This window comes from Paenibacillus sp. HB172176 (genome assembly GCF_011947265.1).
GTDB lineage: Bacteria > Bacillota > Bacilli > Paenibacillales > Paenibacillaceae > Pristimantibacillus.
Window position 1 is genome coordinate 167,487 of record NZ_JAATHD010000006.1, and the last position, 26,148, is coordinate 193,634.

Below are 26,148 nucleotides of genomic sequence, written 5' to 3' on the forward strand. Positions count from 1 at the left end.
TACAGGGTGTCCTTTTTTTGAGGAGAAATGAAGGATTGTTAAAAATCTCACAGCATAGGAAGAGAAACAGAGATATGATTGGTTCAACACTTGGATCCATCGAATTTCTTCGGAGGTGAAGATATGAATAACATTGGCAAGTTTGAACCGATGAATGCTGCCAGGCCCAGCGCCTTTATGCTTCAGGCCATTCGACTTAAGGAGGAGCATGAGCTGCTTAAATTGAAAGTAGACGCGTTATGCGAATTAAGCATGCAAGCAAGCTCATCGGCCAATAGCAAAAACGTGATTGCTGTATTGAATCAATTGCAAAGAGGCGCAGCTGAATTAATGCTTAATCTGAAAACTCACACACAATGGGAGAACGAGGAGCTGTTTCCTATCCTTTCCCAATACTTCAAAAGGAAGATTGAACCTACCATGATGCCGTCTATGTGGATGCTGGAGAAGGATTTCGAGCTTGCGTTGCAGTTTTTCAGCGCTTTCATGGAGGATTGCAAAGCGATCAGGCACGCCTTGTTGCTTGACCTCGAGAACGACGGGGTTATTGCCGCGGAACAGATGAAGTCAACGGCGAATGAATTAACGCAGGGTTGCTTGATTCTCACAGGACATTTTCAATTGGAGGAAGAAGTGATCTACCCGCTTACTGACGAGATCTTGACAGATATCGATTATTTATTCTCATAGTTTGTGAAGCGTTGCTCGAACGAGGAAAATTATCAATTTGAATGCACGTCTGTCGAAAGAGGCTGACCGTGCAGGAAGAGAAAGAGAATAGAACGCTGCAAGCCGCACACCCGCCCTGTTCGGCTTGTTTGCGTTTCTGTTTTTCTCAAGGAGATAACCAGAAAATGTATATGCAGCATTAACCGATTTCCTGTAAGATAGGGCGAGAGCATACGATGCGTATATGAACAGTTAGGAGCCGAAGCATGCGAAAATTTCTCCCTCAGAAGATGTATATGCCATTTACTTATAAAATGCTGGTTCCCTATCTATTGCTCGTCCTGTTGACGGATGTTGTAATCGGTTACACCTCCTATTCAATGCTTGTCGATTCCAGAACCGAAATGGCGAAGACGAATATTCAGACGGCTATGCAGCAGACAAAGAACAATATTGACTATCAGATGAACGAGATCACTCGAATAACGGATATCCTGTTCTCGAATATGACGTTTCAGAACGCGCTTCAGAACAGGGGAGACGAGCTGCAGAATATGCTGAAGATGCGAGATGATGTGGTTCCGCAATTGAAGGGCCCCTTGCAATTATACGGAAATCATCTGCGGATCGCGCTTTATATGGCCAATGATACGATGTACGAGATTCCGGGAGATGATATGTCCACTCCGATCTCAAGAAGCGATTACTATGTGCTCTTGCTCGATCAGATCGTCAATCGACCGTGGTTCAAGTCCATTGTTTCGCAGGATAAGGATCAGATATGGATGCAGATTGACACCGATCGTGAGCTCGGCAATATCTCTTATTTGCGCAAGCTGGTTTCCGTGAATGCATCTATTATTGGCTATGTGCGTGTCACGGCAAGATTTGACGAGCTGTTCGGCAATTTCGACGCCTATCCGATTGAGCAAGGCATCGGTGTTCGTCTAGTCGATACGAGCTCGGGACAAGCCCTGTATGAACGAGGCGAGTTTGTGTCATCCGCGAAGAAGGATGCTTTCCTGACCGTCCGTAAGCCTATTGCCCAATCGAATTATATGATCGAAACTCTCGTGCCCAAAGCGTATTTGAACAAGGACGCCAGCAGGCTGCAGCGAGTAATCGGAGGGATATGCGCCATCAGCTTCCTCGTCATGGCGTTCATCGGCTACTTTGTCGCGCGTTTGTCTGGCAAGAAGATTAAGCGGATTGTCACCCTGGTAGGCTCCTTTCAGGAAGGCAATTTTCATAAACGGGTCGGCTTTTCGGGGAATGATGAATTCGTGCTGATCGGCAACTCATTCAATCAGATGGCGACCAGCATTCAGGATCTGATCAAGAATGTGTATGTGCAGGGCATTCAGAAGAAGCAAGCCGAGCTAGACGCGCTGCAGGCGCAGATCAACCCGCATTTCCTGTATAACACCTTATCGACAATCGGCAGCTTGGCCAATCTCGGCGAAGTGCAAAAGGTGACGGAAATGGTTCAAGGCTTGTCGAGATTTTACAGGCTTACAATTAATGGAGGCGAAATCTATATTCCGCTGGAGAAAGAGCTGGAGCAAGTACAGACCTATCTCGATATTCAAAAGGTGAAATATGCGGACAGCTTCCGCGTCTATGTGGATATTGAACCCGACATTCGGCAAATATCGGTGATCAAGCTCATTCTTCAGCCGTTTGTTGAAAATATATTCAAGCATGCCTGGTTCGGGGATACGATAGCCATTCGAATTACGGGCAGGCGGCTTGGCGACTGCATCGAGCTGAAGGTAATCGACAACGGCATTGGCATGAGGAAAGAGGCGCTGGAAAGAATGCGCACGCAATCGAGTCAATCGGACAGCTACGGACTAAGGAACGTGGAGGAACGAATCAGCCTTCGGTACGGCTCGGACTTTGGCATTCGAATCGGAAGTTATTTTGGAGCGGGCACTACGGTTGAAATCATTCTTCCAATCGAGCATAAAGGCGTAGACGAGGAAGAGCGGGCTGACATCAGGTGATAAGGAGACAGAGATATTATGGCGATTCATGTGCTGCTGGTAGATGATGAAGCGTTTGATCTGGAATGGCTCAGGCGAAGAGTGGAGGGCGATAAGCAGCTGAGGCTGGACAACGTTCAGACTGCGAAGTCAGGGTTCGCTGCGCTCAAGCTAATGGAGGAGCAGTCGATCGACATCATGATTACCGATATACGCATGCCTATTATGTCGGGGATGGAGCTTGCCCGGAAAGCAAGGGAAATCTCGCCGCATATTCAAATCATGTTTATTAGCGGTCATCAGGATTTTGCCTATGCGAAGGAAGCGATTCAGTTGCACGCCTTCGATTATTTGCTCAAGCCTGTTGAGGACGGCGAGCTTCACGAGAGGCTGGCGGAAATTTGCGATCGCATTGAGAATGAAAGGAAGCGCGAGGTTTCCTATTCGGAAACGCTGTCGCTTGTCAATCAGGAGCTGCTGCTGCGATGGTTCAATGAGCCGGGTCCGGGACATGCCGAGGAGCATGTTGAACGATTGCTGGGGCCCATGCTGCAAGGCGGCGCTGCCGCAGCGATAATTGAAATTGACGATATGCCGAGAAAGCTGCAAGCGATGAGCGATGAAGAGAGGAATGCCTTCTCCGCCCAGACAGCTGCGTTTATTCGAGCCTTCGCGGCGGAGGAGCTGAACGGCACCGTTATTCCTGCGTACGATAATCATTTTATCGCGCTGACCTCGCTGCAGGAGGATGAGAGCAAGAGCTTGTTCGAGGAGCTGATCACGGCTTTCCGCGAGTCGTTCCGCTCCTATACGATTACGATTGGCATGGGAATGCGCGCGGCTGAGCTGGCTCAGCTGCATGCCTCTTATCGTCAAGCGAAGGCGGCGCTTAGCATCAAATGGATGGTGGGCAATAATCGATTGATTCAAGATGAGAATGCCCGGTCTCCCAAGGGAAATGCGTTTGCCAATATGGAGGAAACGGTCAATCGCATGCTTCAGGCGATGCTGGAGTATGATCTTGTTACGGTGGATGATTGCTTGACACAGCTGTTTAATGAAGTTTATCCGCTGCAGCAGAAGAATGATGTGTATGAGCTGATTATTCGGATCAATTCCAAGCTGCATGCCGATTTGCAGCAAATGAATGAGCATATGTACGAAATATTGGAATGGGAGTCGCATCAGCCTCAAGTACTGTTTCAGTTCGAAACCATGCATGATATTGTATCCTGGCTCAGACGAAGATTTTTCGAGCTGTCGGAGCTGCTGTTCGTGAAGCGGCAGAAACAGAAGCGCGGTCTAATTCTTGAAATAACGAAGTATGTGAAAGAACGATTAGATCAGAAGATTACGTTGAATGAGGTGGCTGCTCATTTTGATTTTACTCCTAACTATTTGGGTCAATTGTTCAAGGCGGAGACCGACAGCTTATTCAGCGACTTTGTGAAAGAATTGAGAATGGAGAGGGTGTGCGAGCTGTTGGGGGACCCCACAAAGAAGATTTATGAAATCGCCGAGCTGGCAGGCTACAAGAATATGATTCATTTCAACAGGCAATTCAAGCAGCTTATGGGCATGTCCCCCGGCGAATATCGAAAAAAGCATAAGATGTAGGTGCGTATCCTCAAAAAAAGCGAATGAAGCGTCAGGTCCGGTCCATGCGAATAGGCATGGGCTTTTTTCGCATGAGGTCAGACATCTGTTGGAAAAATACTTTGACTATCGTTGGAACAGTATAGGTTTTAGTTGTTTCGGGCAATTTTGCGGGCGATCCTCCTCTTCTATAATTAGAGAAAAGAGACAAACAAGAGAGGGAGGGAACTTCGATGAGAGTAAACGGCTTCTGGAAGGATCTTGTGAAGTACAGAACCATTCTGCTCATGCTGCTGCCAGCCGTTGCTTTTTATGTTTTGTTTGCTTATATCCCCATGGTTGGCGTTATTATCGCGTTTAAGCATTATGACTACGCAGGCGGGATATTCGGCAGCGCATGGAACGGCTTTGATAATTTTCGATTTTTTTTCGAATCGGGAGATGCGTGGCGAGTAACGCGGAATACAGCCTTGTATAATATCGCATTCATTGTCGTGAACAATGGGCTTCAGATCTTCGCGGCTATTCTATTGTTCGAGGTTGGAGGCAAGTGGTTTAAGAAAATTACGCAATCCGTCTTGTTTCTGCCGTATTTCATTTCTTGGGTGGTTGTCGGCGCAATCGCTTACAATTTGTTGAACTATGATATTGGTACGGTTAACGCGCTCCTAAGAGGTCTGGGGATGCAAGCGATCGACATCTACAATACGCCGTCCTACTGGCCCGTATTGCTGACGATTGTATCTGCGTGGAAGACGATAGGTTATGGAACGGTGCTGTATCTGGCGGCAATTGCGGGCATCGACACAGAAATGTATGAAGCTGCGGAGATTGATGGAGCCAATGTGTTCCAGCGCATCAGGAAGGTCACCGTTCCAAATCTGTATCCAACGCTCATTATATTGGTGCTGCTTGCCGTGGGCAATATATTCAGAGGCGACTTCGGGATGTTCTACAATATGGTGGGCAATAACGGCGTGTTATTCTCATCCACGGATGTGATTGACACCTTTGTCTTCCGATCGCTTATCACATCGAATGATATCGGGATGTCGGCGGCGGCGGGCGTCTTCCAATCGGTGCTCGGCTTCGCGACGATTATGCTGGTCAATTATTCGGTTCGCAGGTACGATCCTGATCGCGCTTTATTCTAACAAGGAGGTGATCCCATGAGCGCATCGCAGTGGAAAGTTGATCAACAGTCTGGAAGCTCTGCCCGCAGAATAAAGCATACGGATCGCAAAATACTGGCATTTATCGGGTACGTGTCGCTATCGTTATTTGCCCTGCTATGCCTGGTGCCGTTTGTTCTTGTGATCTCCTCGTCATTAACAGAGGAGAGCAAGATTGTCGTTGACGGCTATCAGTTTCTGCCGCTCGACTTCTCGACGGAGGCTTATCGCATTCTTTTCAAATTTCCCGATCAAATGATTCACGCCTATCTCGTTACCATTATGGTGACCGTGGTCGGCACCTTTCTCGGATTATTCCTGACCTCGATGACGGCCTACGGCTTGTCGAGGAAGGATTTCAAGTGGCGCAATCAATTCGCCTTTTTCTTCTTCTTCACAACCTTGTTTAACGGCGGACTTGTTCCCTGGTACCTGCTGCTGGTCAATTATTTGCACCTGAAGGATACTGCGCTGGCATTAATCTTGCCGCTCATGCTGAATGTGTTCTATATCATTGTGATGAAATCCTTCATGAGCAGCATCCCGGAGGCGATTGTCGAGTCGGCGAAAATAGACGGAGCCGGCGATTTCCTCATCTATCTGCGGCTTATTCTGCCGCTTGCGAAGCCGGCGCTCGCTACGATCGGCCTGTTCCTGGCGCTGGCCTATTGGAATGATTGGTACAATGCCTTGCTCTTCGTGTCGGATGAGAAGCTGATGCCTCTCCAATACTATCTCTACAAGATGCTCGGCAATATGGACGGCATGAGGAAGGCGATGATGAGCGCGGGAGCCGTGAATACGACCTCGCTGCCGTCAGAAGGCTTGAAGATGGCGATGACGATCGTGGCAACCGGTCCGATTCTGCTTGTGTATCCGTTCATACAACGCTATTTCGTGCAAGGCTTAACGATTGGCGCGGTCAAAGGATAGGATGAGCCCAGGGAAATGAACCTGGTTTATCAATATAATGATCATTAGGGGGAAACGAGAATATGTGGAATACGAAAAGATCCGTTTTGCTGGCAATCGTTCTTATCTTTGCCATGGTACTAAGCGCTTGCGGGAGCAACAACAATAACACATCGTCCGAGGGCACGACTACTCCGACAGCAACATCGGGATCAGAGGCATCGGCCGCTCCCCAATCTGTGGACGGCGTAGATATTTCGGATGAGGTTCATCTGAAAATGATCTTCGTAGGACCGAAGCCGGTGGACTATGACATAGTGTTCACGGAGCTCAATAAGAAGCTGAAGGAGAAAATCAACGCGACGATCGAAGGCGAGTTTCTGGATTGGTCCGACTGGGCGCAGAAATATCCGTTAAAGCTGGCAGCCGACGAGAAATTCGATCTGATTTACTCGGCCAATTGGGCAGGCTACAGCGATCAGGCTTTGAAGGGCGGCTTCCTGGAGCTGACCGATGACATGATCGCCAAGTATATGCCGCTTACGGAGAAAGCGATGAGCGACGTGAGCTGGGATCAAGCGAAAGTAAACGGCAAGCTGTACATGATTCCGCAAAACAGTGGAGAATCGGTTGAGAAGGTCATTTTGTATCGGGAGGATCTGCGCAAGAAATACAATTTGCCGGCGATCGACAGCCCGGAAGCGTTTTCCAATTATTTGATTGCCGTTTCCCGGAATGAGAAGGGAATTATTCCGTTCACCCCGGAATCGGGCGATTGGAAGTTTCATAACCTGGACCGCATCTTGCTGAAGCAACAGAATGAGTGGAATATGTTCGATCTGGATATGCCGTTTGCTTTCAAATTATCCGATCCTAAGGGTCAGGTATTCAATGTGTACGAAACGCAGGAATTCAAGGATTTGCTCGTCTATTACAAGAATCTGGCGGATAACAATGCCTGGTCGAAAAACGTTCTGAACAGTAAAAACGATCATCAGCAGGATTTCAGACAAGGAAAAACAGCGGCCATTACGCATAATACGGGCACAACGGGCTCGCTCATGGAGCAAATGCGCCGTGAAAATTCGGAATATGAGGTCGCTATAGCGGACATCAATCCGGACAAGGCCAAATCGGTCGCGATTTCCACGCAGAACGGAACCTCCATTCATGCTACCTCCGAGCATCCCGAGCGCGCGATGATGATGATCGATCTGATGCAGAACGACAAAGAAATTCACGATCTGATCATGTACGGCATTGCAGGCGTGCATTATGAGCCGGTTGGCGATGACAAATATAAAACAACGGACAAAAACGCGAATTTCACGGGCTTCTCTAACTGGGATTTCAATTCTCCGCTGAATCGCGGCAATGAGTCCTTCCCGCAAGAAGTGACGGATATGGTCAATAGCTGGGAGAGCCAAGTGTACCATTATCCGCTGGAAACCTTCGTGTTCGATAACAGCAAGGTGAAGACGGAAATCGCGAGCGTAGGCAATGTGATGCTTCGCTACGGCATTCCGCTCGAATACGGCGTCATCAAGGATATCGACAAAGGCCTGGAGGATTTGAACAAGCAATTGAAAGCAGCGGGACTAGAGAAAATTCAAGGGGAGCTGCAAGCGCAGATCGACGCGTTTCTTGCGAAGCAATAATAGAAGGGAAAGAGAAACCGGGCATGGCCGATGGGAGGCTGTGCCCGGTTTTTCCATGTCAGTGTCCACTGTGAGAAAGATCACATGCAGCTGTGAGCAACTTCACAGACCGCGCAGGGAGGAGGATATACAATAAGACCATAGATTAAACAAGGAGATGGTTCAAATGGTAACTTGGATTAGAGAAAACAGAATCGCAGCAGGGCTGCTGCTGGTGCTTCGCTTCTACCTCGGTTGGAAATGGCTTGATGCAGGATGGCATAAATTAACGGGCGGTTTTGACGCGGCGGGCTTCCTGAAAGGCGCGATCGAAAAGCCGGTTGCGGATCACGCGACAGGCGACCTGATCTATCCGACCTTCACCGCATTTCTGAAGCACTTTGCCTTGCCGAACGTGAAGCTGTTTAATATTCTTATCCCGCTAGGCGAATTTTTGATTGGCGTTGGCTTGATACTCGGCTGCTTGACTGCCGCCGCCGCATTTTTCGGATTGTTGATGAACTTCATGTTCCTGTTCGCGGGCACAATCAGCACGAACCCATGGATGATTCTGCTAGGTCTGTTCATCGTTGTTGCTGGCGCCAATGCCGGTAAGTTCGGAGCCGATTTCTACGTCTTGCCTTTCTTGAAGAACACATTGGCAAAGCTGGGCCGCAGAGGGGAATTCGGCAAGAAGATAGGGAATGGCAAGCATAGAACAACCTAGCGAGGCCGAAGGAGTGAACGTCTAATGACCGCAATCAATCAACCTGGGAAGGAATGGAACAAACCACAGCCGCCAATTCTTCAGGTGCTCGAAGTACAACGTCTGCAGCTGACTGAGGAGCTCAAAGAGCTCCTCAGTCAGGCAGGGTCGCTGCGAGGGGAGCTCAAATCGGCAAGCATGTCTGAATTAAAGCAGCTGTCCTGTCAGGTGAGAAGTTTTGAACAACGCATCGAAGAGCATTATCAAACAGAAGAAGCGAGAGTTATTCCTGCTCTTCTGGATTATGAACGGGATGATGCGTTATTCGCGCCTTCCGTTCATTTTAGTCATCTGGTCATGGAAAGCCGTTGTCGGGAGGCAAGGAAGGAATTGACTTCTTTTATTGAAGAGGTCGATAGCTTCCGAGGGAATCCGCAGGCCGTTGATTTGATCAAATCTCTTGATCACCTCTTGAGCGGGCTAATGATTATGTCGTTTTGTTTGATGATGGAACAAAAGTATATTTTACCCTCAGCGGAGCAAATGCTGGAGGACGACACAGCTGGCAAGGCCAACAATCAGGGTATTCCCTGACATACAAATGCAAAAAAGTCGATTACAATAGAATGAGATAAGGAGTGAGGCGTTATGGGAGAAACGGATTCTGCGGTCGACAGCTTGCTGCATCTTCTGGAGGAAACAAGCAGCGACTTCGCCGGCCTCGGTCAAATCGATGCAGCGGCGCGCAGAATTCGATGGCGTTTCGCGGCGGGCAGCATCAGCGAGGCGAGAATGCTGAGCATTACCCAGAAGACGACGAGGGGATTATCGGGAGTCGCCATTCGTACCGGTCGACCTGCGGCGACCGAGATCGACAATCACAGCAAGGAGTCGCTGCGACTGGATGAACCATTGATGTTCTCCGAGCAGCTTCGGAGCGCTGCTGTCGTACCGGTTGAAGGAGCCGCCGGTTTAATCGGGGTTATATTGCTTGGGCGACGTATCGAGAGAGATTATATTCCCAGGGAGCTGCAATTGGCTTTACTCGCGGCAACAAGACTGGCCGGGGCTATTCCCGAGGTGCAGAACAACAGATAAGAGGCGGCGCCGTTTACGGAACCGCGTTTTTTTTTGTATACTTTATAATAAGAAGAAAGATAATCGGGAAGAGGTGGAGAAGCATTAAGCTGCTTATATGCGACGATCATGCTGTTGTGCGATCCGGACTTTCCATGCTGCTTCATGGCAGGCATGAAATTGAGGTGGTCGGGGAAGCGTCGGAGGGAGATGAGGCCATTCATCTTGCCAAGAAGCTGAGGCCGGATGTTGTGCTTATGGATCTGAGTATGCCTCACGGCAAGGATGGAATGACGGCGACGACGGAACTGAAGCAAATCTTGCCGGACACGGCCGTGCTGATACTGACGATGCATGATGATGATGAATATTTGTTCCGCGCCATTCAGATTGGCGCCTCCGGTTATATTCTCAAGAATGCGCCTCATGAAGAGCTTCTGACGGCCATTCGTACAGTGTCGACCGGCAATGCCTATCTTTATCCAACCGCGACGAAGCGACTCATGAATGAGTATTTGAACAGAGTGAAGGAAGGCGGCGAAGGCGCCGAGCCGTATGACTCGCTCTCCCAGAGAGAGAAAGAGATTCTGGGCTGGATCGCCAAAGGCTATTCGAATAAGGAAATTGCGGAGAGCTTGATCATCAGTGTGAAGACCGTGGAAACCCATAAGAGCAACCTGATGGAGAAGCTGGGGCTTCGAACGCGGCCGGAGTTGATCAAATTCGCTTTCAAGAAAGGGTTGCTCGACTATGAATAGAGAGTTTGACAGGAAGACAATTGGTGCGGACGTGGAAGAGCTTCTAACCATTATCGAAGAGAGGATGGTCGACGAAGCAGCGCTTGAACGGATGAGTCAGTCGCTTAAACAGCTGAGCGATGTGAAATTCGCATTGGACGAATCGTCCATAGTCGCCATTACGGATGCGAAAGGAATCATTCAAGATGTGAATGATAAATTTTGTGAAATATCGCAGTATAGTCGGAAAGAGCTGCTTGGAAGGGATCATCGCATTATTAATTCGGGTCACCACGACAAGGCGTTCTTTCGCCAGCTATGGCATACGATTCAAGCTGGCAGCGTCTGGCGGGGGGAGCTGAAGAACCGTGCCAAGGACGGAAGCTATTATTGGGTGAACACGACGATTGTTCCGTTCCTTGACGAGAAAGGCAAGCCGTATCAATATCTCGCGATTCGAAGCGAGGTGACCAAACGCAAGCAGGCGGAGCAAGAGCTGAAGGAAATGATGATGAAGGTCATCGAGATCCAGGAGGAAGAGAGGAAACGATTTTCCCGCGAATTGCATGACGGCATCGGTCAGAGCCTGTTTTCGCTGCTCATTAAGCTGGACAGACTTATCGACGGTCGCGACACGGAGAAGGAATTGAACGAGCTTCGCAGCGATGTGTCTCATATGATGGAGGATATTCGCGGACTTGCATGGGAATTGCGGCCAACCGTGCTGGATGATCACGGCATAGTGCCTGCCATTCGCACCTATATGGAAAGCTATTCGGAACACTATGGCATCAGAATAGCATTGCAGTGCAATTTGCACGGAAGAATGGATATTTTGAAGGAAACCGCCATTTATCGAATCATTCAGGAAGCGCTGACCAATGTCGCGAAATACGCCGGCGTATCCGAAGCGACCGTGACGCTTGAAGAGCGGGATAACGAGGTGAAGGTCGTTGTTGCGGATTGCGGCAAGGGCTTTGATTCGACTATGCAGCAACGCGGCGTAGGACTCTTCAGCATGCGCGAGCGCGCAAGAAGCGCTGGAGGCAGCCTGACAATCCGGTCCGAGCCGGGAGGAGGAACCGAGGTTTGCTTCATTGTTCCGAAGCTGTAGCTGCACGGCTTACACGCGGCATATATGCTTCGGACAATTGTCGCAATGGCAGACATCGCGCAAGTAAGTCAAATCCTTGATAATGAGATGTCCATTCTCAAGATCGATAATATCGTCTTTCTTCAGATCGCTGAGCATACGATTGACGCTCTCTCGAGTAGCGCCGATCATCTCGGCCATCTCCGTATTGTTCATCTTAACCGTAATTCGACTGTTCTCGCCGCACGATGTTCCGTACGAATTGTTGAGCCGAATGAGCAAGGAGCACAGAGCCCCGGGCTTGCCGAACATCATGAGATCGCGCAGCTTGGTCTGGGTCAGCGTGTGCATCATCCCCTGCCATCTCATGAATTCCACCGCGAGATCCCCATGCTGCCATAAGAGGACCTCCAGATCCTTGCGTTGGATGACGCCGAGACTGCAATCCTCCAAAGCTTCCGCGCAAAGAATATGCGGAGTTTCGGACAGACAATCCCCAAATCCGAGAAGATCTCCGTCATGATGAAGATAGAGCGTCAAGGAGCTGCCCTCATCCATCGTTTTGCTCACCTTGACCCGTCCCTTGTGAATGAAATACAGATAATCCGCTTTGTCGCCTTCCCAGAAAAGGGTAGAGCCCTTCTTCGCATGCTTGCTGTACATAATACCGGAAAGGCGCTCAAAGCTTTCCTCAGAGAAATACGCTCTGATGCCCTCATTTACACGGGTTGGCTCCTCCGATTTTTGAACTGTTCTTGCCTGCATGGTCATCGTCTCCTCGGCGTTTTCTTGTTTCCATCATAACAATTTCGTTCCAGTTTCGTAATCGGGGAACTCTCTGATTTTTGCGTAAGTCAATTGCTCAGAGGAAATTATTCCCTGCCATTCTCCTAAGGGAATTCCCTTAGCAACCATGATTCATTCCCTCTAAATCATTTGAAAAAGGCTGTCTATGTGACGCACTTCACAGCTTCGCCATGAAAATCACGGTATGCTTAGTTCAGAAATGAGGGATAAGGCAACCAGCGAGGAGGCGGGCATGATGTTAACAGGCTTGATTCTGGCGGGCGGGCCAGACGCGCGTTTACGGGGCCAGACGAGCGCTCTACTGCCCTTTGGCGATTCACCGCTCATTGTGAGGCAGGTTTGGGAAATGAAAAAAATTTGTCAAGAGGTTATCGTCGCTACCCCGGATCCAACACGGTTCCTGAAGGTTCTCGATTCCAATACGAGAATCATAACGGATTATTATAGCGGAATGGGTCCGATGGGCGGGATGTTCGCGGGTTTCTCGCTCGCCCGATACAAAGAAGTGTGGGCGATAGGAAGCGAGATGCCTTTTGTGTCGGCCAAAGCAGCCTTGCTGCTCAGGGGCTGCAAGCTCAAGGGCTTTGAAGCTGCGCTGCCTCTTATTGGAGGAGGCGTCTATCCGCTTCATGGCATTTATGATAAGAGCTGCGCACAGCATGTACAGAAGCTGCTCGAGCAAGGGGAAAGAAGCGCGTCGTCGTTGCTTCGCTCGATTGTGTGGAAGGATATGCCCGATGCTTCTTTTCTGGAATGCGGCATTGCTCTTGACTTTGTGAACGGCTTTCATACTTGGGAGGAGTATGAAAGCATGAATAAGCAGTTCAACATCATCCCCCCGAAGGGCATGATCAATGAACCGCATATGCAAGAATAAACGGATCTGTTCATTGTGATGCAATTTCGGTAAAATACGAATAAACGGATAGGCGGCAAGCAAAGGAGGCGGAATGATGAGTAGTGGCAAGACTGAGCTTCCCGAGATCAGCTTTCAAAATCAAACGGATATGATGTCCTGGTTGTCCCTTCATGGGGACAGCTCGCCGGGCTTCTGGCTTAGCATCGCGAAGAAGGATTCAGGTCTGGAATCCATAACTTATGACGAAGCAATGGAATGCGCGCTCTGCTATGGCTGGGTCGACAGTCAGAAGAAGAAGGGGAACACAGCCTTCTGGCTTCAGCGCTTTACGCCGCGCGGCAAGCGAAGCATATGGTCGAAGATTAACAAGGAGAAGGCGGAACGACTGCTGCAGGATGGGCGAATTATGCCTGCCGGACTGGCCGTGATTGAAGCTGCGAAGGCAAATGGTCAGTGGGAGAAATCCTATGAAGGCCAGAAAACGATGGAAATGCCGGAGGACTTCGCAAATGCCCTGGAGCAGCATGCGCAAGCAAAAGCATTCTACGAGAGCTTGAATCGGACGAATCAATACGCGATGCTGTTCCGTATTCATCAGGCGAAGAAGCAGGAAACGAGAGCGGCACGAATCGAGAAATTCATCGGCATGCTGGAACGGGAAGAGAAGATTTATACGTAATTCATTCGAGTGGAATACGTCGATGAGTGAGTTATTGTGGGAAATCTGTACATTTTAAGCGATAACAGGAACTTTTACCCAATTGCATGCGTCTAATTAGGTAGACATGCAAATGGGAGGATGGATGAAAGTGAAGAAGAGGAAATATATCGCGGCAACGGCTGTGACGGTTGCTTTGATTGCGGGAGGCATTGGCGCGCAGCCGGTTTCGGCGAAATCGGCCGAACGGTTGCCGGTCGTCATTACGGCAAATGGATTCGATGAGCCGATTGCCTTCGAGCATGCTCCATTCCTTGTGGACGGATCTGTCTTTCTTCCGATCAGGGAGACGGCAGGCTTGATGGACAGCAGCGTTACATGGATTCCCGAGGGCAGGCGAGTTGTGGTGAACAGCCCGACGACGCGGATCGAGATGAGTTTCGGAAGCACGGCTGCAACCGTGAACGGTGAAGCGTACACCATTCCAGCAATGCCGATTAATGTGAATGGCACCCTCTATGTGCCGGTTCGATTCGTTACGGAAGCGCTGGGCGCCAAAGTTTCTTGGAACGGCACTGAGCAACGCGTGGATTTAAGTTTTGATCAACCGTATTTGTATGCGGTTAGCGGGGACAAGTCCTTCTGGTTGAAGCGCGAGGACGGAGAGCTCTATCTGTCCGAAAATGCGGATGAGGCGGAGCTTGTGGCGGATACGAACGCCGAAATTACCGATATTGGCGAGTTTACGGCGGAAGCGATGTCGAAAGACAACGTGCTGCTGGAAGCGCATGATAATTTCGGCGAGCCTCATATCAATGACAATGTATTCAAAATGGTAGTAGCAAATGATCAGCTGACTTTGGAAACGAAAGTTCATTATTGGGGCATGCATCCGCTTCAGAGCACGGATTGGTCCGAAGACGGGAACGCGTTACTTATGAACGGAGCGGAGCTTCTGGAAATCTCTTCGACTGGCGAAACGCTGGAAACTTACGATCTTGGGGAGCTTACAGGGTATGAGGATGCCGCTTTCCAAGTGGAGTACGGAGATGAAGACATTCTGGTCGTGCGTCCGCAAATGGCCGGTTGGCTTACGTTAATTGATAAAAAAACGAAGACGGCAGTCAGACTTGCGGATGCGCTGCTCGACAACAAGAAGCTGGAGATTATCGAGTCGTTGGATCCATTAAGCGTGGAATTTGTAAACTGGGACGGACTGAAGCTTGTATCAAGAGACGGCGATACGTTAAAGCTGACCCATCATTGGTTTATTGACAATTCGGATACGGAACTGAGCTATGAGCTGAGTGTGGATTAGCCAATAGTCTTCATATTTGAATACAAAGACTGTGACGGGGAACGTCCTTTTTGCTTTCTAAAGTGTCTTTAGGAAGCAGAGGGCGTTCTTTTTGCATTGCTAAAGAAAATTTACTTTTATAGAAACGGAGTGGACAGCTTGGAAAATGAGAGAATTCATAACGACTTTATTCATGATCATCTTAGGAGACGCAGCGGCGAGAGAAGGGGGAGGTTGGAGAGGGGACATAATATTGCAATGAGCTGAATAGGGAAACCTTTCTGACGGCAATGGGTTTTCAAGTTATTAGCTTCTCTTATGACGACGTGGCGGCTCGACCGGATTTATGTGCGAATTTGCTTAGAATGGTTCTGAGCAGGTATTTTACCAGTCAGTTTCATGAGTCAGGGAGGACTGCCGCAATAGAAAGAGAGATCATTCGGCTCGCATGCGGTATGTCGAACTCGATAAGACCAATAGATATTGAAAGGCGCTTGCATATTGATCATCGAATGGCGGTTCAATGCCTGAAGCGGCTGTGCGACAGCAATAGGATGATCCCGGTAACCGGAGAAAGCGGCAAGTATGTTGTCCGATATGAGCTTCATCCATCGGCGTTGAATGTATTGTAACAGTAATAGGAGTAGTTGAATGTCATTGTATGGAGTGCATGATGAATCAGTTAAAGTGCAAAAATGATGCAAATATCCATCAATTGTAGTTTGACTGTGCAGGCGAGGCTAAATTCCAATGTGATTCCTGTATATTTGCAGTAATTTGCTTATATCGCGCTCAGTTCGGAGAATTGATGGATATATGCAGGAATTCGAGTGGATGCGAGTCTACGCCTTGCGCTGAAAAAACGAAATGAGCAGAAAGCGCTGAATGATCTGATTGAGCCGAAGGAGTCAATGGGCTGAATGCGCCAGATTAAATAATGCGTGCTGCAACGATAGCGGTCTTCTATAAGATAGGCAGGAGCTGCGAAGATGCGGTATACTTCACAATAGAGAGGACTTGAGAGATAATTGTCGAATAACAGTAAGAAATAGATGAACGTCGAATGTCAAGTTTATGGAGGATACGTGAGGATGGCTGATTATGCGAGCATTCAGAAGAAGTTAGACCATGCGCGAGAGCAATTGCTTGATCTTGGCTTGCGCAACCCGCTGCTTAATTATCGCACCTTAAAGGCGAAGGGCCTCGAAATCGTCAACGAGAATCCTGCGGATGTATACCGGATTCTTGTGACGGAGAAAAAGAAAATGACCTTTGAAGAAGCCGAGCCGCAAAAGGATGCGACAAGGGATGACACGAAGGAGGCCAGCTCTGAAGCTGGCATGGATCGTAAACAAGCCGGTGCCGGGGATTTTGCAAAAGAAGAAGCTTCGGAGAGAGTCGTTCTGTCGCGGGATCCTGCGTCTTGGCAAGCGGATTCGGATGAATTCAAGGCTGATTGGACCGTGCCCGCTCTTCCGCCCGAGGCGGAAGGTGCAAAAGCTTCCGAAGCCGCCGCTGCGAATAGGACGGCTCCGCCTCAGCAAGCGAAGGGGAACGTGAAGCATACGGATTCGAAGCTGCAGACGAGCTACGCAGCGAAGCAGCTGGAAAGCCGGCTGCTTAACACGTATTATTACGCGCGGACCTATGTGGAGGAGCAGGGGGTCAATATTCTGTACCTCGCGCTCGGCATGCTGCATTGGTACGAATCCGACAGCAGCAATGAAGCCCGGCAAGCGCCGCTGGTTCTCGTGCCGTTGCGCATCGACCGCGTCAGCGCGCGGGAGCGATTCACTGTCGCGTATACGGAGGATGAAATCGGCAGCAACATTTCGCTGGCCGCGAAGATGAAAGCGGAGTTTGCTCTGGACATTCCCGTTATTTCGGAGGAAGGGGAACTGGATTTAGATCATTATTTTGGAGATGTGCAAACGGCAATTGAAGGGTATAAGCGTTGGTTCGTCGATACAAGCTCTCTTGTGATCGGCTTTTTCTCGTTCGGCAAATTTCTGATGTATAGGGACTTGGACGCGAGCTTGTGGCCGGAGGAAGCGTCGCCGGACAAGCATCCGGTGATGACTGCTTTGCTGGATACCGGCTTTCGAGAGGAGCCGAGCCATGTGTCGGAGGATGAGCATATTGACAAGTTCTTGAATCTGAACGAGGCCAATCAAGTGGTAGATGCGGACAGCTCGCAGATTACGGCGATTCTCGACGCGATGCAAGGAAGGAATATGGTTATTCAAGGTCCGCCGGGCACAGGTAAATCGCAGACGATAACGAATCTCATCGCCGAGGCGATGGGCGAAGGCAAGACGGTGCTGTTCGTATCGGAGAAGATGGCGGCGCTTGAGGTCGTGAAGAGAAGACTCGACCGGATTGGTCTCGGGGTTGCATGTCTGGAGCTGCACAGCCATAAGACCAATAAGAAGGCGCTCCTGCAGGAGCTTGCCGCCACGCTGGAGCTGGGCAAGCCGAAGCATGACGATAACGCAAGCATTCATCTGCTGGAGGATTTGCGCCAGAGGTTGAACGATTATTGCGAAGCGGTCAATACGCCCATCGGGGATACCGGCGTTTCTCCTTATTATGCGCTTGGCGCCATCGTGCGCTATCAAGCTGGCAAGATCGGAAACGCTTTTCCCGCGATCGAGCTGCCACAGCTTCATTCATGGAGCGAGCAGGAGAATGTAAAGCGGGTCGCATTGATCGAGGAGCTTCAAAGCGTAGTTCATAAGATGGGGCTGCCGGAGCAGCATGCCTTCTGGGGGAGCAAGAGAAAGGTTGTGCTGCCCGCCGACATTGAACGGATTCAAGGCATGGCGACAGTCGCCGCCGAGGGCGTCCAGTCCTTCGAGCTGCTGCTGCAGGATTACTCGCGGCAATGCTTCTTCCCATTGCCGAAGGATGCTCGTCACGCGTCAATTTATTTGAAAATGCTGGAGCGGTTCATCCAGGCTCCCGACCTGAAGGATGCCAATCTGGAAACCGATCTATGGGAAAGCGAATCGCATGCAATAGCGAAGCTGTTCGAGACGGGAGAAGCTTACGCCAAGCTTCATCAGCAATATGACGATATGCTTATTCCCGAAGCTTGGGAGCAGGATCTGCTGGAGACTCGGCAGGCGCTGGTGAAGAACGAGGGCAGCATGTGGCGCTTGTTTTCGGGGGAATATCGCAAAGCAAGAAGTCGGATGAGAGGATTGCTGCGCAACCCGAAGGAAAATGCCGGGGCGCTGCTCCCGATTGCGGATACAATTATGGAGTCCAGGCGACAGCGAGCGGCAATTGAGGACGAATCCCAGCTCGCCAAGCAACTGTTCGGGTCGGCATGGAAGGGCGCGGCGTCCTCTTGGGAACGATTAATGAGCTTGCGGCAGTGGATGATGGAGCTTAGACAGGATATTCGCGGGAACAGACTTCCCCACTGGACCTATGATTTTCTTGCCTTGCAGCCAACCAAAGCGTTCCTGCAAGAGCAATGCGAGAAGCTGACAACAGCTTTCAAGGCAATGAGCCATGCTTTGAGTCTGCTTGAGGAAGCGCTTGAATTCGATGGTGCAACGCGCTTCCCCGACAAGACCTCTCTGCAGCAGCAGTCCTTTGCCGATTTGCGGAAGCTGCTTGGCATATGGACAGAGCAGACCTCCGGCCTTCAAGAGATGGCTTCCTATAATCAGTTGAAAGAGATTTGCGTGGATGCAGGCTTGGCGCCTTTCGTAGAGATGTCGCGTTCTTGGGAGGAAGCCGGAACGTCATTGCTTGATTGCTATCGCTGGAACAGGTATCAGTCTATTGCGGCGAGAGCGTTTCACGAACGTCCTGCGCTTGCGAGCTTCGACAGCGGCAGACATGAGCATACCATCCGCAAATTCGCAGAGCTGGACCGTTATTTGGCCGAATATAATCGGGCCAAGCTGGCTGAGGCGCATTGGAAGCGTCTGCCGCAATATGAAGCGGGCGGGCAACTGGGCGTGCTGCGCCGGGAGTTCGAGAAGAAGACGAGACATCTTCCCATCCGAAGCTTGATGCTGAAGGCCGGCAACGCCATTCAAGCGATAAAGCCGATCTTCATGATGGGTCCATTGTCCATTGCTTCTTATCTTCAGCCAGGGGGACTCCAATTTGATCTGGTCATCTTCGACGAAGCCAGTCAAGTGAGGCCGGTCGACGCTTTCGGAGCCATTATTAGAGCCAAGCAGGCGGTGGTGGTGGGGGACAGCAAGCAAATGCCGCCTACGAACTTCTTCGATTCTATCGCAAGCGATGATGGCTGGGATGACTCTGACGACAACTTCGTTGGCGATGTGGAAAGCGTGCTAGGCTTGTTCGTCGGCCAGAATGCGCCGCAGCGGATGCTGAGATGGCATTATCGAAGCCGTCATGAAAGCTTGATTACGGTCTCCAATCATGAATTTTACGACAATAAGCTGGTTGTCTTCCCGAGTCCGGATGCAGACAAGCATCAATCCGGTCTTATATACAATTACTTGCCGGATACGGCTTACGATCGCGGACGCTCGAGAACGAACCGCCAGGAAGCGCGGGCGGTTGCGGAGGCCGTCATGCGTCATGCGGAGCTCTATCCGAGCTTGACGCTTGGCGTTGCTGCTTTCAGCATGGCGCAGATGCAGGCCATCCTCGACGAGTTGGAAGCCTTGCGGCGCGCGAGGCCGTCCTGCGAAGCGTATTTCACCGCGCATCCGCATGAACCGTTCTTCGTGAAGAACCTGGAGAATGTGCAGGGGGATGAACGCGATGTGATCTTCATCTCGATCGGCTACGGCAAAACAAGCGAAGGCTATCTGGCCATGGATTTCGGGGCATTGAATCGCGAGGGAGGCGAGCGCCGTTTGAATGTATTGATTACGCGCGCGCGGCTCCGCTGCGAGGTGTTCGCCAATTTGCAGTCGCATGACATCGACTTGGGCCGTTCAAGCGCGCAAGGCGTAAAGGCGCTGAAGACATTCCTGAAGTACGCAGAAAGCGGAAGCGTGGATGTTCCGGCGGAGACAGGCAAAGGCTTTGACTCGCCTTTTGAAGAAGCGGTATGCATGGCTCTGAGGGAGCTGGGCTATGAGGTGAAGACGCAAATCGGTTCGGCCGGCTTTTTCGTTGATTTGGCCGTTGTTGATCCGGAGAAGCCGGGCAAATACGCGATCGGTATTGAATGCGACGGCGCCGCCTATCACAGCGCAAGATCAGCTCGAGACAGAGATCGGCTGAGACAGGATGTGCTGGAGGGGCTGGGCTGGACGATTCATCGCATCTGGAGCACGGATTGGTTCCGTCATCCCGAGAGGGAGCTGAAGCGAGCCGTCGACGCGATCGATCGAGCCAAACTGAGCGCCAGGCTCGAAGGCAATTCCTTCATGCTCGCGACCGGTTCCTCCGATGAGCCGGATATTGAGAGAGAGGAATCAACAGAGGTTGATCGAAATTATGCGTCTGAGCCTTATGCAACTGCCGAGTTGGATATATCCTTGAATGATTTGGAGTTTCAGGATTTGCCTCTGTCTGTGCTCGCCTCATGGGTCAGTCAAGTGGTGGAGATCGAAAGCCCCGTTCATGAGATCGAGGTTATGCGAAGAATTTGTGAAGCGCTCGGCATTCGCAGGTTAACGAGCCGCATTCATGATGCCTTCGAGCAAAGCTTCGCGTTGCTTCCGGACATAGAGAGAAGAGGGGCGTTTCTCTGGCTTCGCAGCATGGAAACTCCGCCGATCAGAGACAGAAGCGAGCTCAAGAATAAGAAGCTGGAGCATGTTTCTCCAGAGGAGCTGCAAGAGGGACTTCTGAAAATTGTAAGGGATTCGTTCGGCATTTCTTCGGACAAAATCTATACGGCAGTCAGCAATTTGGTCGGATTTGCAAGAGCCGGCGATGAATTCAAGCAATCTCTGGATGAAATCATCAAGCGACTCTTGCAGGAGAAGCTTCTGGCAATGAAAGGCGAGACCTTATTGCTCGCTTGAGTACCGTTCATAGGTGTCGCGAAGCAGCAGCTTAAGCTCAAGCCATTGCAGCTGTTCAAGCAAAGCTCCCGTTGATTCGGTACCGTCATCATGCTCTTGCATCGCTACAAGATCGACGAAGTCGTTCGCATTCCAGCCGATATCGTCACGAAAGCGAATTAATTTCCTGATAATAACGTGGTCGCGTTCTTGCTCCGGGATGGATTCCAATGCGATTTGGAGCAGCTTTGCAGCCGCTTCCCGCATCTCATCCTTGACCGGATGATTGCCGGCGTTCCGAAACCAATACTTGCTGTTGGAGAAGTCTTGCTCCATGCGATGCATAAGTCCGTGCCAATAGGCTCCGCTGCTGTCGTCCTCAATCAACTGGGCATAGGAATGCGAGGCGTGGAGACTGTCGTTCATGAGATGAAGGCCCGCCATTAATGCGACAGCGGAAGTCTGATTGGTCTGCTCGGCGATCGGCAGCCTGTTGATATCCTCTTCCAGCTTGGCATTCCAGATCAGCTTGGGCGACAGGCGCTGTCCCTCTTCGCGTTCCAATAAGTCGTGTATAATGGTTTCAAGTGCGGTTTGCATGAATATCGCCTCCAATTTAAGTAGGTTATTCCGTTATTGTAGCATAACAAGCAGAGAAGCCGCTCGGACCATTGGTCCGAGCGGCTTGCGTACGTTGTTTCACATGTTTGCGACAAGGAGATTAGAAAATACGATTCCTCCATCCGCTCAGCTTGGCGAAGCCTTCGGCGAAATAATAATCGCCATAAATGAGCGATACATTGACATTGGAATTTGCCGGTTTGTGTCCTGTGCCTTCAATCAGGATCGCTTCATGATTCGGCTGATCCCATGTCGCATAGTTCTCACTCAAGGAGTAGAGAATGCGCTCGGAGGCCGATCGATAGATTCTGCTCTCGGACGCGGGAGTCAACTGAGAAAGCTCAATCAAGCCGGATGCGGCAATGGCGCCCGCGGAGGTGTCGCGAGGCTCGCCTTCAAGACTCTCCACGCGAAAGTCCCAATAAGGCACATGATCCTCGGGCAGCGCCGCAATGAAATAATGGGCAACGCGCTTGGCGGCTTGCAAGTAGCGCTCTTCTCCCGTGCAGCGAAAGGCAATGGCGAGGCCATGTAGCGCCCAGGAGTTGCCGCGGCTCCATGCCGATGTGCCGGACAAGCCCTGCCCGCCAATCGGTTCAATGAATTCTCCGGTTTCGGGATTGAAAGATAGAATATGACAAACAGAGCCATCGTCTCGAATCGCATGCTTTAAGAAGGTGTCGGCATGCTTCATCGCGATATGCTTGTAACGAGGATCATTCGTTGTTCGGCTCGCCCAGAAGAGAAGCGGAATATTCATAAGACAATCGATAATCGCCCAACCAATCGCGTTCGAGCCGTTCCATGCCCGAATGAAATTGCCGACGGGATTGAATCTGCCGGCCAAGTAGTTGGCCGCTTCCAGACCAATCCGCAGACCTTCTTGATCGCCGGTTAATTCGTACTTTATGACAGCCGTTGGCAAGAATTGAAAGCCGACATCATGGTGCAGCTCGACCGGATATTCCGAGAAGCATTTCTCAAGCTTGGCATCCCAGCCCCATGCGACCTTCTTGAATACTTCCTTGCCCGTCACATCATGCATCAGCCACAGCAAGCCCGGCCAGAAGCCGGAAGTCCACCAGTTGTCTCTTGTACTGTCGTATTTGCCGTCTTGCCCCGCCACATGCGGAGTCTTGTCGCCAATTTGCCCGATCATGGCTTCTACCTTTTCGGACAGCCTGTTCATCGTTTGTTCGGTATAGGCTTCATTCAACATAGATAAGTATCCTCCCGCGGAATTCCCATTCCCTAGTATGACAAGTATTCTTGCTTGCATCTTCAATTATAAGGTCTGACAAAAGATAAAAGTTGCTGTACAATGATAAAAAATGTTGTTCTATTGACCTGATGGAGGCGGGATGTGTGAAGTCGACTTTATATATGGAGCTCAAATTCAAAAACCGTCATTATCTGTTCGACTGCCGGCATTGCACGACAGAGCATACCGTCGGCTACTACCACTTCCATCATGGACTCGAGCTGCTGCTGGTTCACCAGGGCATCGGCTCGGTCATTGTGAATCAGAAAACCTACGAGCTTCGCCCGGGCATGCTCTTCTTCTTCCGTCCGCTGCAATTGCATAAGGTCTATATTGAATCAAGTGAGAGCAATCCTTACGAACGCAGCGTATTCCATTTTCAGCCGCAGCTAATGGAAGCGTATCTGGCTGCATTTCCGACTCTCAGAGATCTTTATACCCGAATGAAGGAAGGCTTCATCATTGAGCAGGGCTTCGAGGTGTCCGCCTACAAGGAGGAACTGGAGCAAGCGTCCGAGATCTTTCAAGACGGCAGGGAAGCCGCGTCGACGAGCGGAGGGGGAGAGGAGCAGGCTGCATTGTATTTGCTGCACATTTTATCCGTCCTGCAACGATCAGGGTTGGCCGAAGATCGCCGCGAAGCCGTTAAGCAACTGAGGCATTCCGATCAAGTGCTGCAATGGATCGAATCCCACTATCAGGAGCCTTTCCGGATGGACAAGCTGGCCAATGAGCTGCATCTATCCAAATCTTACTTGTCAAGATTGTTCAAAGAGGAAACGGGCAGCAGCATCACGGGTTATTTGATTGCGAGGCGCATAAGACAAGCTTGTAGTCTGCTGCATTCCTCCGAACAATCGATTGAGCTGATCGGGGAGCAGGTGGGCCTTTCGAACGTGTCTTACTTCATTCAATTGTTCAAGAAAGTCATGGGCATTTCGCCGCATCAATACAGGTTGAAGCTGTAGCCTGGTTAAGGTAAAATAGGAGAAGCTGAGAGGGGGTATAGAGAGATGGGCAATGTACCGGCCGGAGTATGGGTGTTCGCGGGTATTATTATAGTACTGGTCACATGGGTGACGCTGTGGGTGACGAAGAAGGCGTATTCGAGGAAATGGGACGACGCGGACGAATAAGGGAAGCAGAGTCTGCTTCATGAAATTAAAAAAAGGCATCTGATGATCGAACGATCATAGAAGATGCCTTTTTGCTATGTATTATTCAACGACTCATGATTGGTCGGGACGACACGATTTGAACATGCGACCCCCTGGTCCCAAACCAGGTGCTCTACCAAGCTGAGCTACGTCCCGTGGTAAAAAAATGGTGCCGTCGAGAGGACTTGAACCCCCAACCTACTGATTACAAGTCAGTTGCTCTACCAATTGAGCTACAACGGCACGATGTGGAATGTATTTATTCAGTTGTGATCAACGCTTTATGTTCTGGACGTTTCAAACATAATTGCTGAGCACAAGATGTATTATTACACAGATTCGATTATTAATGCAAGCACTTTTTTGAAGTTTAAATTTTCAGAAAAATGGCATCGGATTTTCACCTGAAACAAGTGGTATACGGTTGGTGTCAAATGCGAAAAAAAGGCCGATCCGCGTCGCTTGGACGAGCGGATCGGCCTCCGTATGGTTTAAGCAGTAGCGGTTTCGCCCTCGAGCTCGATCTGTTCGATCTGCATCTCGATCTTTCGAATCCGGTTTTTGCTTGTTTCGCGAATGATGAATTTCAATTGCTCGTATTGCAGCTCTTTGCCCGGCTTGGGGTCCATCAGCTTGCTGTACAGCCAACCTCCGATTGTATCGACGTCTTCTTCCTCGAAGCTCATTCCCGTTAACCCGCTAATATCGTCAAGCGACACCTTGCCGTCGAGCAGATAGCAATTCTCGGCAAGCAATTCAATATCCTTGCGTTCATCGGCATCGAATTCGTCGCGAATCTCGCCGACAATCTCCTCCAAAATATCCTCGATTGTGATAAGACCGGATGTGCCTCCGTATTCATCGACCAGAATGGCGATATGGACGCGTTCCTGCTGCATGCGTTTGAGCAGCATCTTGACCGGTGTAACCTCCGATACGCTCAGTACCGGATGAATCAGCTTCTTGAAATCAAATTCCTTGTTCACTTCATAAGAAAGGAACAATTGCTTCGTATTAATCATGCCGACTATATTGTCTTTGCTTCCAGATGCAACCGGGAACCTGGTGTACTGCTCTTTGCGAATAATATCGAAGTTATCCTTCAGCGAATTGTTCGTGTATAAGCAGATCATGTCGGTCCGGGGAACCATAATTTCCTTAGCCAGCAGTTCGTCAAATGCGAAGATGCGGCTCACATAGCCATATTCGGTATTGTTAATCTTGCCGCTTTGAAAGCTTTCATTCAATATAATCTGAATTTCTTCCTCGGAATGCGCTTCTTCATGCTCCGTCATCGGTTTAAGACCGAACATTCTGACGAGCGCGCCGGCTGAACCGTTAAGCAGCCAGATGAACGGATACATAATCTTGTGAAACAGAATAATCGGCTTCGCCGTCAGGAAGGCAATGGCCTCCGCTTTCTGAATCGCCCATGATTTCGGAGCCAGCTCGCCGACTACGACATGGACGTACGTAATCGTAATAAAGGCGATAATAATCGATAGAGCATGGCTGATTCCTTCATTAATAGCAAGGTTTGTAAATACGGGTGTAAGTATTTTCTCCACAGTCGGCTCGCCCAGAAAACCAAGTCCAAGCGCGGTAATCGTAATACCGAGTTGACATGCCGACAAGTAGGCATCCAGATTGTTCGAAACCTTCTGAACGGCTAATGCGTTCTTTCGGCCTTCCGTTACTAACTGATCGATTCGGCTGCCTCGAAGCTTGACAATCGCGAACTCGGCCGCCACGAAAAATGCAGTTAATAGAATGAGAAGAACAATCATGATTAAATTAAGTCCTATACCCATTTTCGATTCTCACTACCCTTTGTTTTTAAAATTTTGGAAGTTCTCCATTTACTTAAGGTTAACTATAACGAATGTTGACAGGTGCTGACAACTCGCAAAAGGGAGGTTTTTAGCGTTTTACGGTCATTTTAGCGGTTTT

21 protein-coding genes and 2 tRNA genes are annotated in these 26,148 nt (G+C 50.0%); 17 read left to right on the plus strand and 6 right to left on the minus strand.

Features of this window, described 5'->3' with window-relative positions; all coding sequences use genetic code 11:
• Positions 1-123 precede the first annotated feature (123 nt).
• From HFP08_RS10960 to HFP08_RS11010, 11 genes are all read left to right on the plus strand, one after another.
• Complete coding sequence (locus HFP08_RS10960; RefSeq protein WP_168120639.1) at positions 124-690, plus strand: hemerythrin domain-containing protein; 567 nt, start codon at positions 124-126, stop codon at positions 688-690.
• Positions 691-935: 245 nt separating this feature from the next.
• Positions 936-2,675, plus strand: a complete 1,740-nt coding sequence (locus HFP08_RS10965) for a sensor histidine kinase (protein ID WP_168120640.1) — start codon at positions 936-938, stop codon at positions 2,673-2,675.
• An 18-nt stretch (positions 2,676-2,693) separates the two neighbouring features.
• Complete coding sequence (locus HFP08_RS10970) at positions 2,694-4,271, plus strand: response regulator (protein WP_168120641.1); 1,578 nt, start codon at positions 2,694-2,696, stop codon at positions 4,269-4,271.
• Positions 4,272-4,483: 212 nt separating this feature from the next.
• Entirely contained in the window at positions 4,484-5,404 is a 921-nt protein-coding gene (locus tag HFP08_RS10975) for an ABC transporter permease (RefSeq protein ID WP_168120642.1), read from the plus strand.
• Between the two features lie 15 nt (positions 5,405-5,419).
• Complete coding sequence (locus tag HFP08_RS10980; RefSeq protein WP_168120643.1) at positions 5,420-6,355, plus strand: carbohydrate ABC transporter permease; 936 nt, start codon at positions 5,420-5,422, stop codon at positions 6,353-6,355.
• Positions 6,356-6,417: 62 nt separating this feature from the next.
• Positions 6,418-7,992 (plus strand): ABC transporter substrate-binding protein, encoded by a 1,575-nt coding sequence (locus HFP08_RS10985; RefSeq protein ID WP_168120644.1) that lies wholly within the window; start codon positions 6,418-6,420, stop codon positions 7,990-7,992.
• A 166-nt stretch (positions 7,993-8,158) separates the two neighbouring features.
• On the plus strand, positions 8,159-8,698 hold the full coding sequence (locus HFP08_RS10990) for a DoxX family protein (protein WP_168120645.1): 540 nt from the start codon (positions 8,159-8,161) through the stop codon (positions 8,696-8,698).
• Positions 8,699-8,722: 24 nt separating this feature from the next.
• Positions 8,723-9,271, plus strand: a complete 549-nt coding sequence (locus HFP08_RS10995) for a hypothetical protein (protein ID WP_168120646.1) — start codon at positions 8,723-8,725, stop codon at positions 9,269-9,271.
• A gap of 54 nt (positions 9,272-9,325) precedes the next feature.
• Complete coding sequence (locus HFP08_RS11000; protein ID WP_168120647.1) at positions 9,326-9,775, plus strand: GAF domain-containing protein; 450 nt, start codon at positions 9,326-9,328, stop codon at positions 9,773-9,775.
• Positions 9,776-9,858: 83 nt separating this feature from the next.
• On the plus strand, positions 9,859-10,512 hold the full coding sequence (locus HFP08_RS11005; protein ID WP_206109230.1) for a response regulator transcription factor: 654 nt from the start codon (positions 9,859-9,861) through the stop codon (positions 10,510-10,512).
• The gene (locus HFP08_RS11010) at positions 10,505-11,605 is read left to right on the plus strand and encodes a PAS domain-containing sensor histidine kinase (RefSeq protein WP_168120648.1); all 1,101 of its coding nucleotides are present in this window, start codon (positions 10,505-10,507) and stop codon (positions 11,603-11,605) included. Before HFP08_RS11005 ends, HFP08_RS11010 begins: the two co-directional genes overlap by 8 nt.
• Before the next feature lie 9 nt (positions 11,606-11,614).
• Here the strand turns inward: HFP08_RS11010 and HFP08_RS11015 are convergent, their stop codons facing one another.
• Positions 11,615-12,349, minus strand: coding sequence for a Crp/Fnr family transcriptional regulator (locus HFP08_RS11015; RefSeq protein WP_168120649.1), 735 nt, complete (start codon positions 12,347-12,349; stop codon positions 11,615-11,617).
• Positions 12,350-12,623: 274 nt separating this feature from the next.
• Here HFP08_RS11015 and mobA point away from each other — a divergent pair, with 274 nt between their 5' ends.
• From mobA to HFP08_RS11035, 4 genes are all read left to right on the plus strand, one after another.
• Complete coding sequence (gene mobA, locus HFP08_RS11020) at positions 12,624-13,268, plus strand: molybdenum cofactor guanylyltransferase (RefSeq protein WP_168120650.1); 645 nt, start codon at positions 12,624-12,626, stop codon at positions 13,266-13,268.
• A 76-nt stretch (positions 13,269-13,344) separates the two neighbouring features.
• On the plus strand, positions 13,345-13,929 hold the full coding sequence (locus HFP08_RS11025; protein ID WP_168120651.1) for a YdeI/OmpD-associated family protein: 585 nt from the start codon (positions 13,345-13,347) through the stop codon (positions 13,927-13,929).
• Between the two features lie 130 nt (positions 13,930-14,059).
• On the plus strand, positions 14,060-15,226 hold the full coding sequence (locus HFP08_RS11030) for a copper amine oxidase N-terminal domain-containing protein (protein WP_168120652.1): 1,167 nt from the start codon (positions 14,060-14,062) through the stop codon (positions 15,224-15,226).
• A gap of 1,070 nt (positions 15,227-16,296) precedes the next feature.
• Positions 16,297-21,180 carry a DUF3320 domain-containing protein gene (locus tag HFP08_RS11035; RefSeq protein WP_168120653.1) on the plus strand — a complete coding sequence of 1,628 codons (4,884 nt, stop codon included), beginning with the start codon at positions 16,297-16,299 and terminating at the stop codon, positions 21,178-21,180.
• Here HFP08_RS11035 and HFP08_RS11040 read toward each other — a convergent pair.
• Positions 21,166-21,759 (minus strand): hypothetical protein, encoded by a 594-nt coding sequence (locus HFP08_RS11040; RefSeq protein ID WP_168120654.1) that lies wholly within the window; start codon positions 21,757-21,759, stop codon positions 21,166-21,168. The genes HFP08_RS11035 and HFP08_RS11040 overlap by 15 nt on opposite strands.
• A 121-nt stretch (positions 21,760-21,880) precedes the next feature.
• On the minus strand, positions 21,881-22,999 hold the full coding sequence (locus HFP08_RS11045; protein ID WP_206109225.1) for a glycoside hydrolase family 88 protein: 1,119 nt from the start codon (positions 22,997-22,999) through the stop codon (positions 21,881-21,883).
• A 146-nt stretch (positions 23,000-23,145) separates the two neighbouring features.
• Here HFP08_RS11045 and HFP08_RS11050 point away from each other — a divergent pair, with 146 nt between their 5' ends.
• Both HFP08_RS11050 and HFP08_RS29505 read left to right on the plus strand, forming a co-directional pair.
• Positions 23,146-24,009, plus strand: a complete 864-nt coding sequence (locus HFP08_RS11050; RefSeq protein ID WP_168120655.1) for an AraC family transcriptional regulator — start codon at positions 23,146-23,148, stop codon at positions 24,007-24,009.
• Positions 24,010-24,054: 45 nt separating this feature from the next.
• Complete coding sequence (locus tag HFP08_RS29505; protein ID WP_277345850.1) at positions 24,055-24,177, plus strand: hypothetical protein; 123 nt, start codon at positions 24,055-24,057, stop codon at positions 24,175-24,177.
• Positions 24,178-24,277: 100 nt separating this feature from the next.
• Here HFP08_RS29505 and HFP08_RS11055 read toward each other — a convergent pair.
• The 3 genes from HFP08_RS11055 to HFP08_RS11065 form a co-directional block, all read right to left on the minus strand.
• Positions 24,278-24,354, minus strand: a tRNA-Pro gene (locus HFP08_RS11055).
• 11 nt (positions 24,355-24,365) lie between these two features.
• Positions 24,366-24,441, minus strand: a tRNA-Thr gene (locus tag HFP08_RS11060).
• A 248-nt stretch (positions 24,442-24,689) separates the two neighbouring features.
• A complete protein-coding gene (locus HFP08_RS11065) occupies positions 24,690-26,009 on the minus strand; it encodes a hemolysin family protein (RefSeq protein ID WP_168120656.1) in 1,320 nt (439 codons plus the stop codon).
• Positions 26,010-26,148: the final 139 nt, after the last annotated feature.

Excerpts from the sequence above, each read along its gene's own strand:
- HFP08_RS10975 (WP_168120642.1), top strand. The coding sequence starts at position 4,484 with ATGAGAGTAAACGGCTTCTGGAAGGATCTTGTGAAGTACAGAACCATT.
- HFP08_RS11025 (WP_168120651.1), top strand. The coding sequence starts at position 13,345 with ATGAGTAGTGGCAAGACTGAGCTTCCCGAGATCAGCTTTCAAAATCAA.
- HFP08_RS10980 (WP_168120643.1), top strand. The coding sequence starts at position 5,420 with ATGAGCGCATCGCAGTGGAAAGTTGATCAACAGTCTGGAAGCTCTGCC.
- HFP08_RS11045 (WP_206109225.1), bottom strand. The coding sequence starts at position 22,999 with ATGTTGAATGAAGCCTATACCGAACAAACGATGAACAGGCTGTCCGAA.
- HFP08_RS10995 (WP_168120646.1), top strand. The coding sequence starts at position 8,723 with ATGACCGCAATCAATCAACCTGGGAAGGAATGGAACAAACCACAGCCG.
- HFP08_RS11015 (WP_168120649.1), bottom strand. The coding sequence starts at position 12,349 with ATGCAGGCAAGAACAGTTCAAAAATCGGAGGAGCCAACCCGTGTAAAT.
- HFP08_RS10990 (WP_168120645.1), top strand. The coding sequence starts at position 8,159 with ATGGTAACTTGGATTAGAGAAAACAGAATCGCAGCAGGGCTGCTGCTG.
- HFP08_RS11065 (WP_168120656.1), bottom strand. The coding sequence starts at position 26,009 with ATGGGTATAGGACTTAATTTAATCATGATTGTTCTTCTCATTCTATTA.
- HFP08_RS11040 (WP_168120654.1), bottom strand. The coding sequence starts at position 21,759 with ATGCAAACCGCACTTGAAACCATTATACACGACTTATTGGAACGCGAA.
- HFP08_RS10965 (WP_168120640.1), top strand. The coding sequence starts at position 936 with ATGCGAAAATTTCTCCCTCAGAAGATGTATATGCCATTTACTTATAAA.
- HFP08_RS10970 (WP_168120641.1), top strand. The coding sequence starts at position 2,694 with ATGGCGATTCATGTGCTGCTGGTAGATGATGAAGCGTTTGATCTGGAA.
- HFP08_RS11000 (WP_168120647.1), top strand. The coding sequence starts at position 9,326 with ATGGGAGAAACGGATTCTGCGGTCGACAGCTTGCTGCATCTTCTGGAG.
- HFP08_RS10985 (WP_168120644.1), top strand. The coding sequence starts at position 6,418 with ATGTGGAATACGAAAAGATCCGTTTTGCTGGCAATCGTTCTTATCTTT.
- HFP08_RS10960 (WP_168120639.1), top strand. The coding sequence starts at position 124 with ATGAATAACATTGGCAAGTTTGAACCGATGAATGCTGCCAGGCCCAGC.
- HFP08_RS29505 (WP_277345850.1), top strand. The coding sequence starts at position 24,055 with ATGGGCAATGTACCGGCCGGAGTATGGGTGTTCGCGGGTATTATTATA.
- HFP08_RS11010 (WP_168120648.1), top strand. The coding sequence starts at position 10,505 with ATGAATAGAGAGTTTGACAGGAAGACAATTGGTGCGGACGTGGAAGAG.
- mobA (WP_168120650.1), top strand. The coding sequence starts at position 12,624 with ATGATGTTAACAGGCTTGATTCTGGCGGGCGGGCCAGACGCGCGTTTA.
- HFP08_RS11035 (WP_168120653.1), top strand. The coding sequence starts at position 16,297 with ATGGCTGATTATGCGAGCATTCAGAAGAAGTTAGACCATGCGCGAGAG.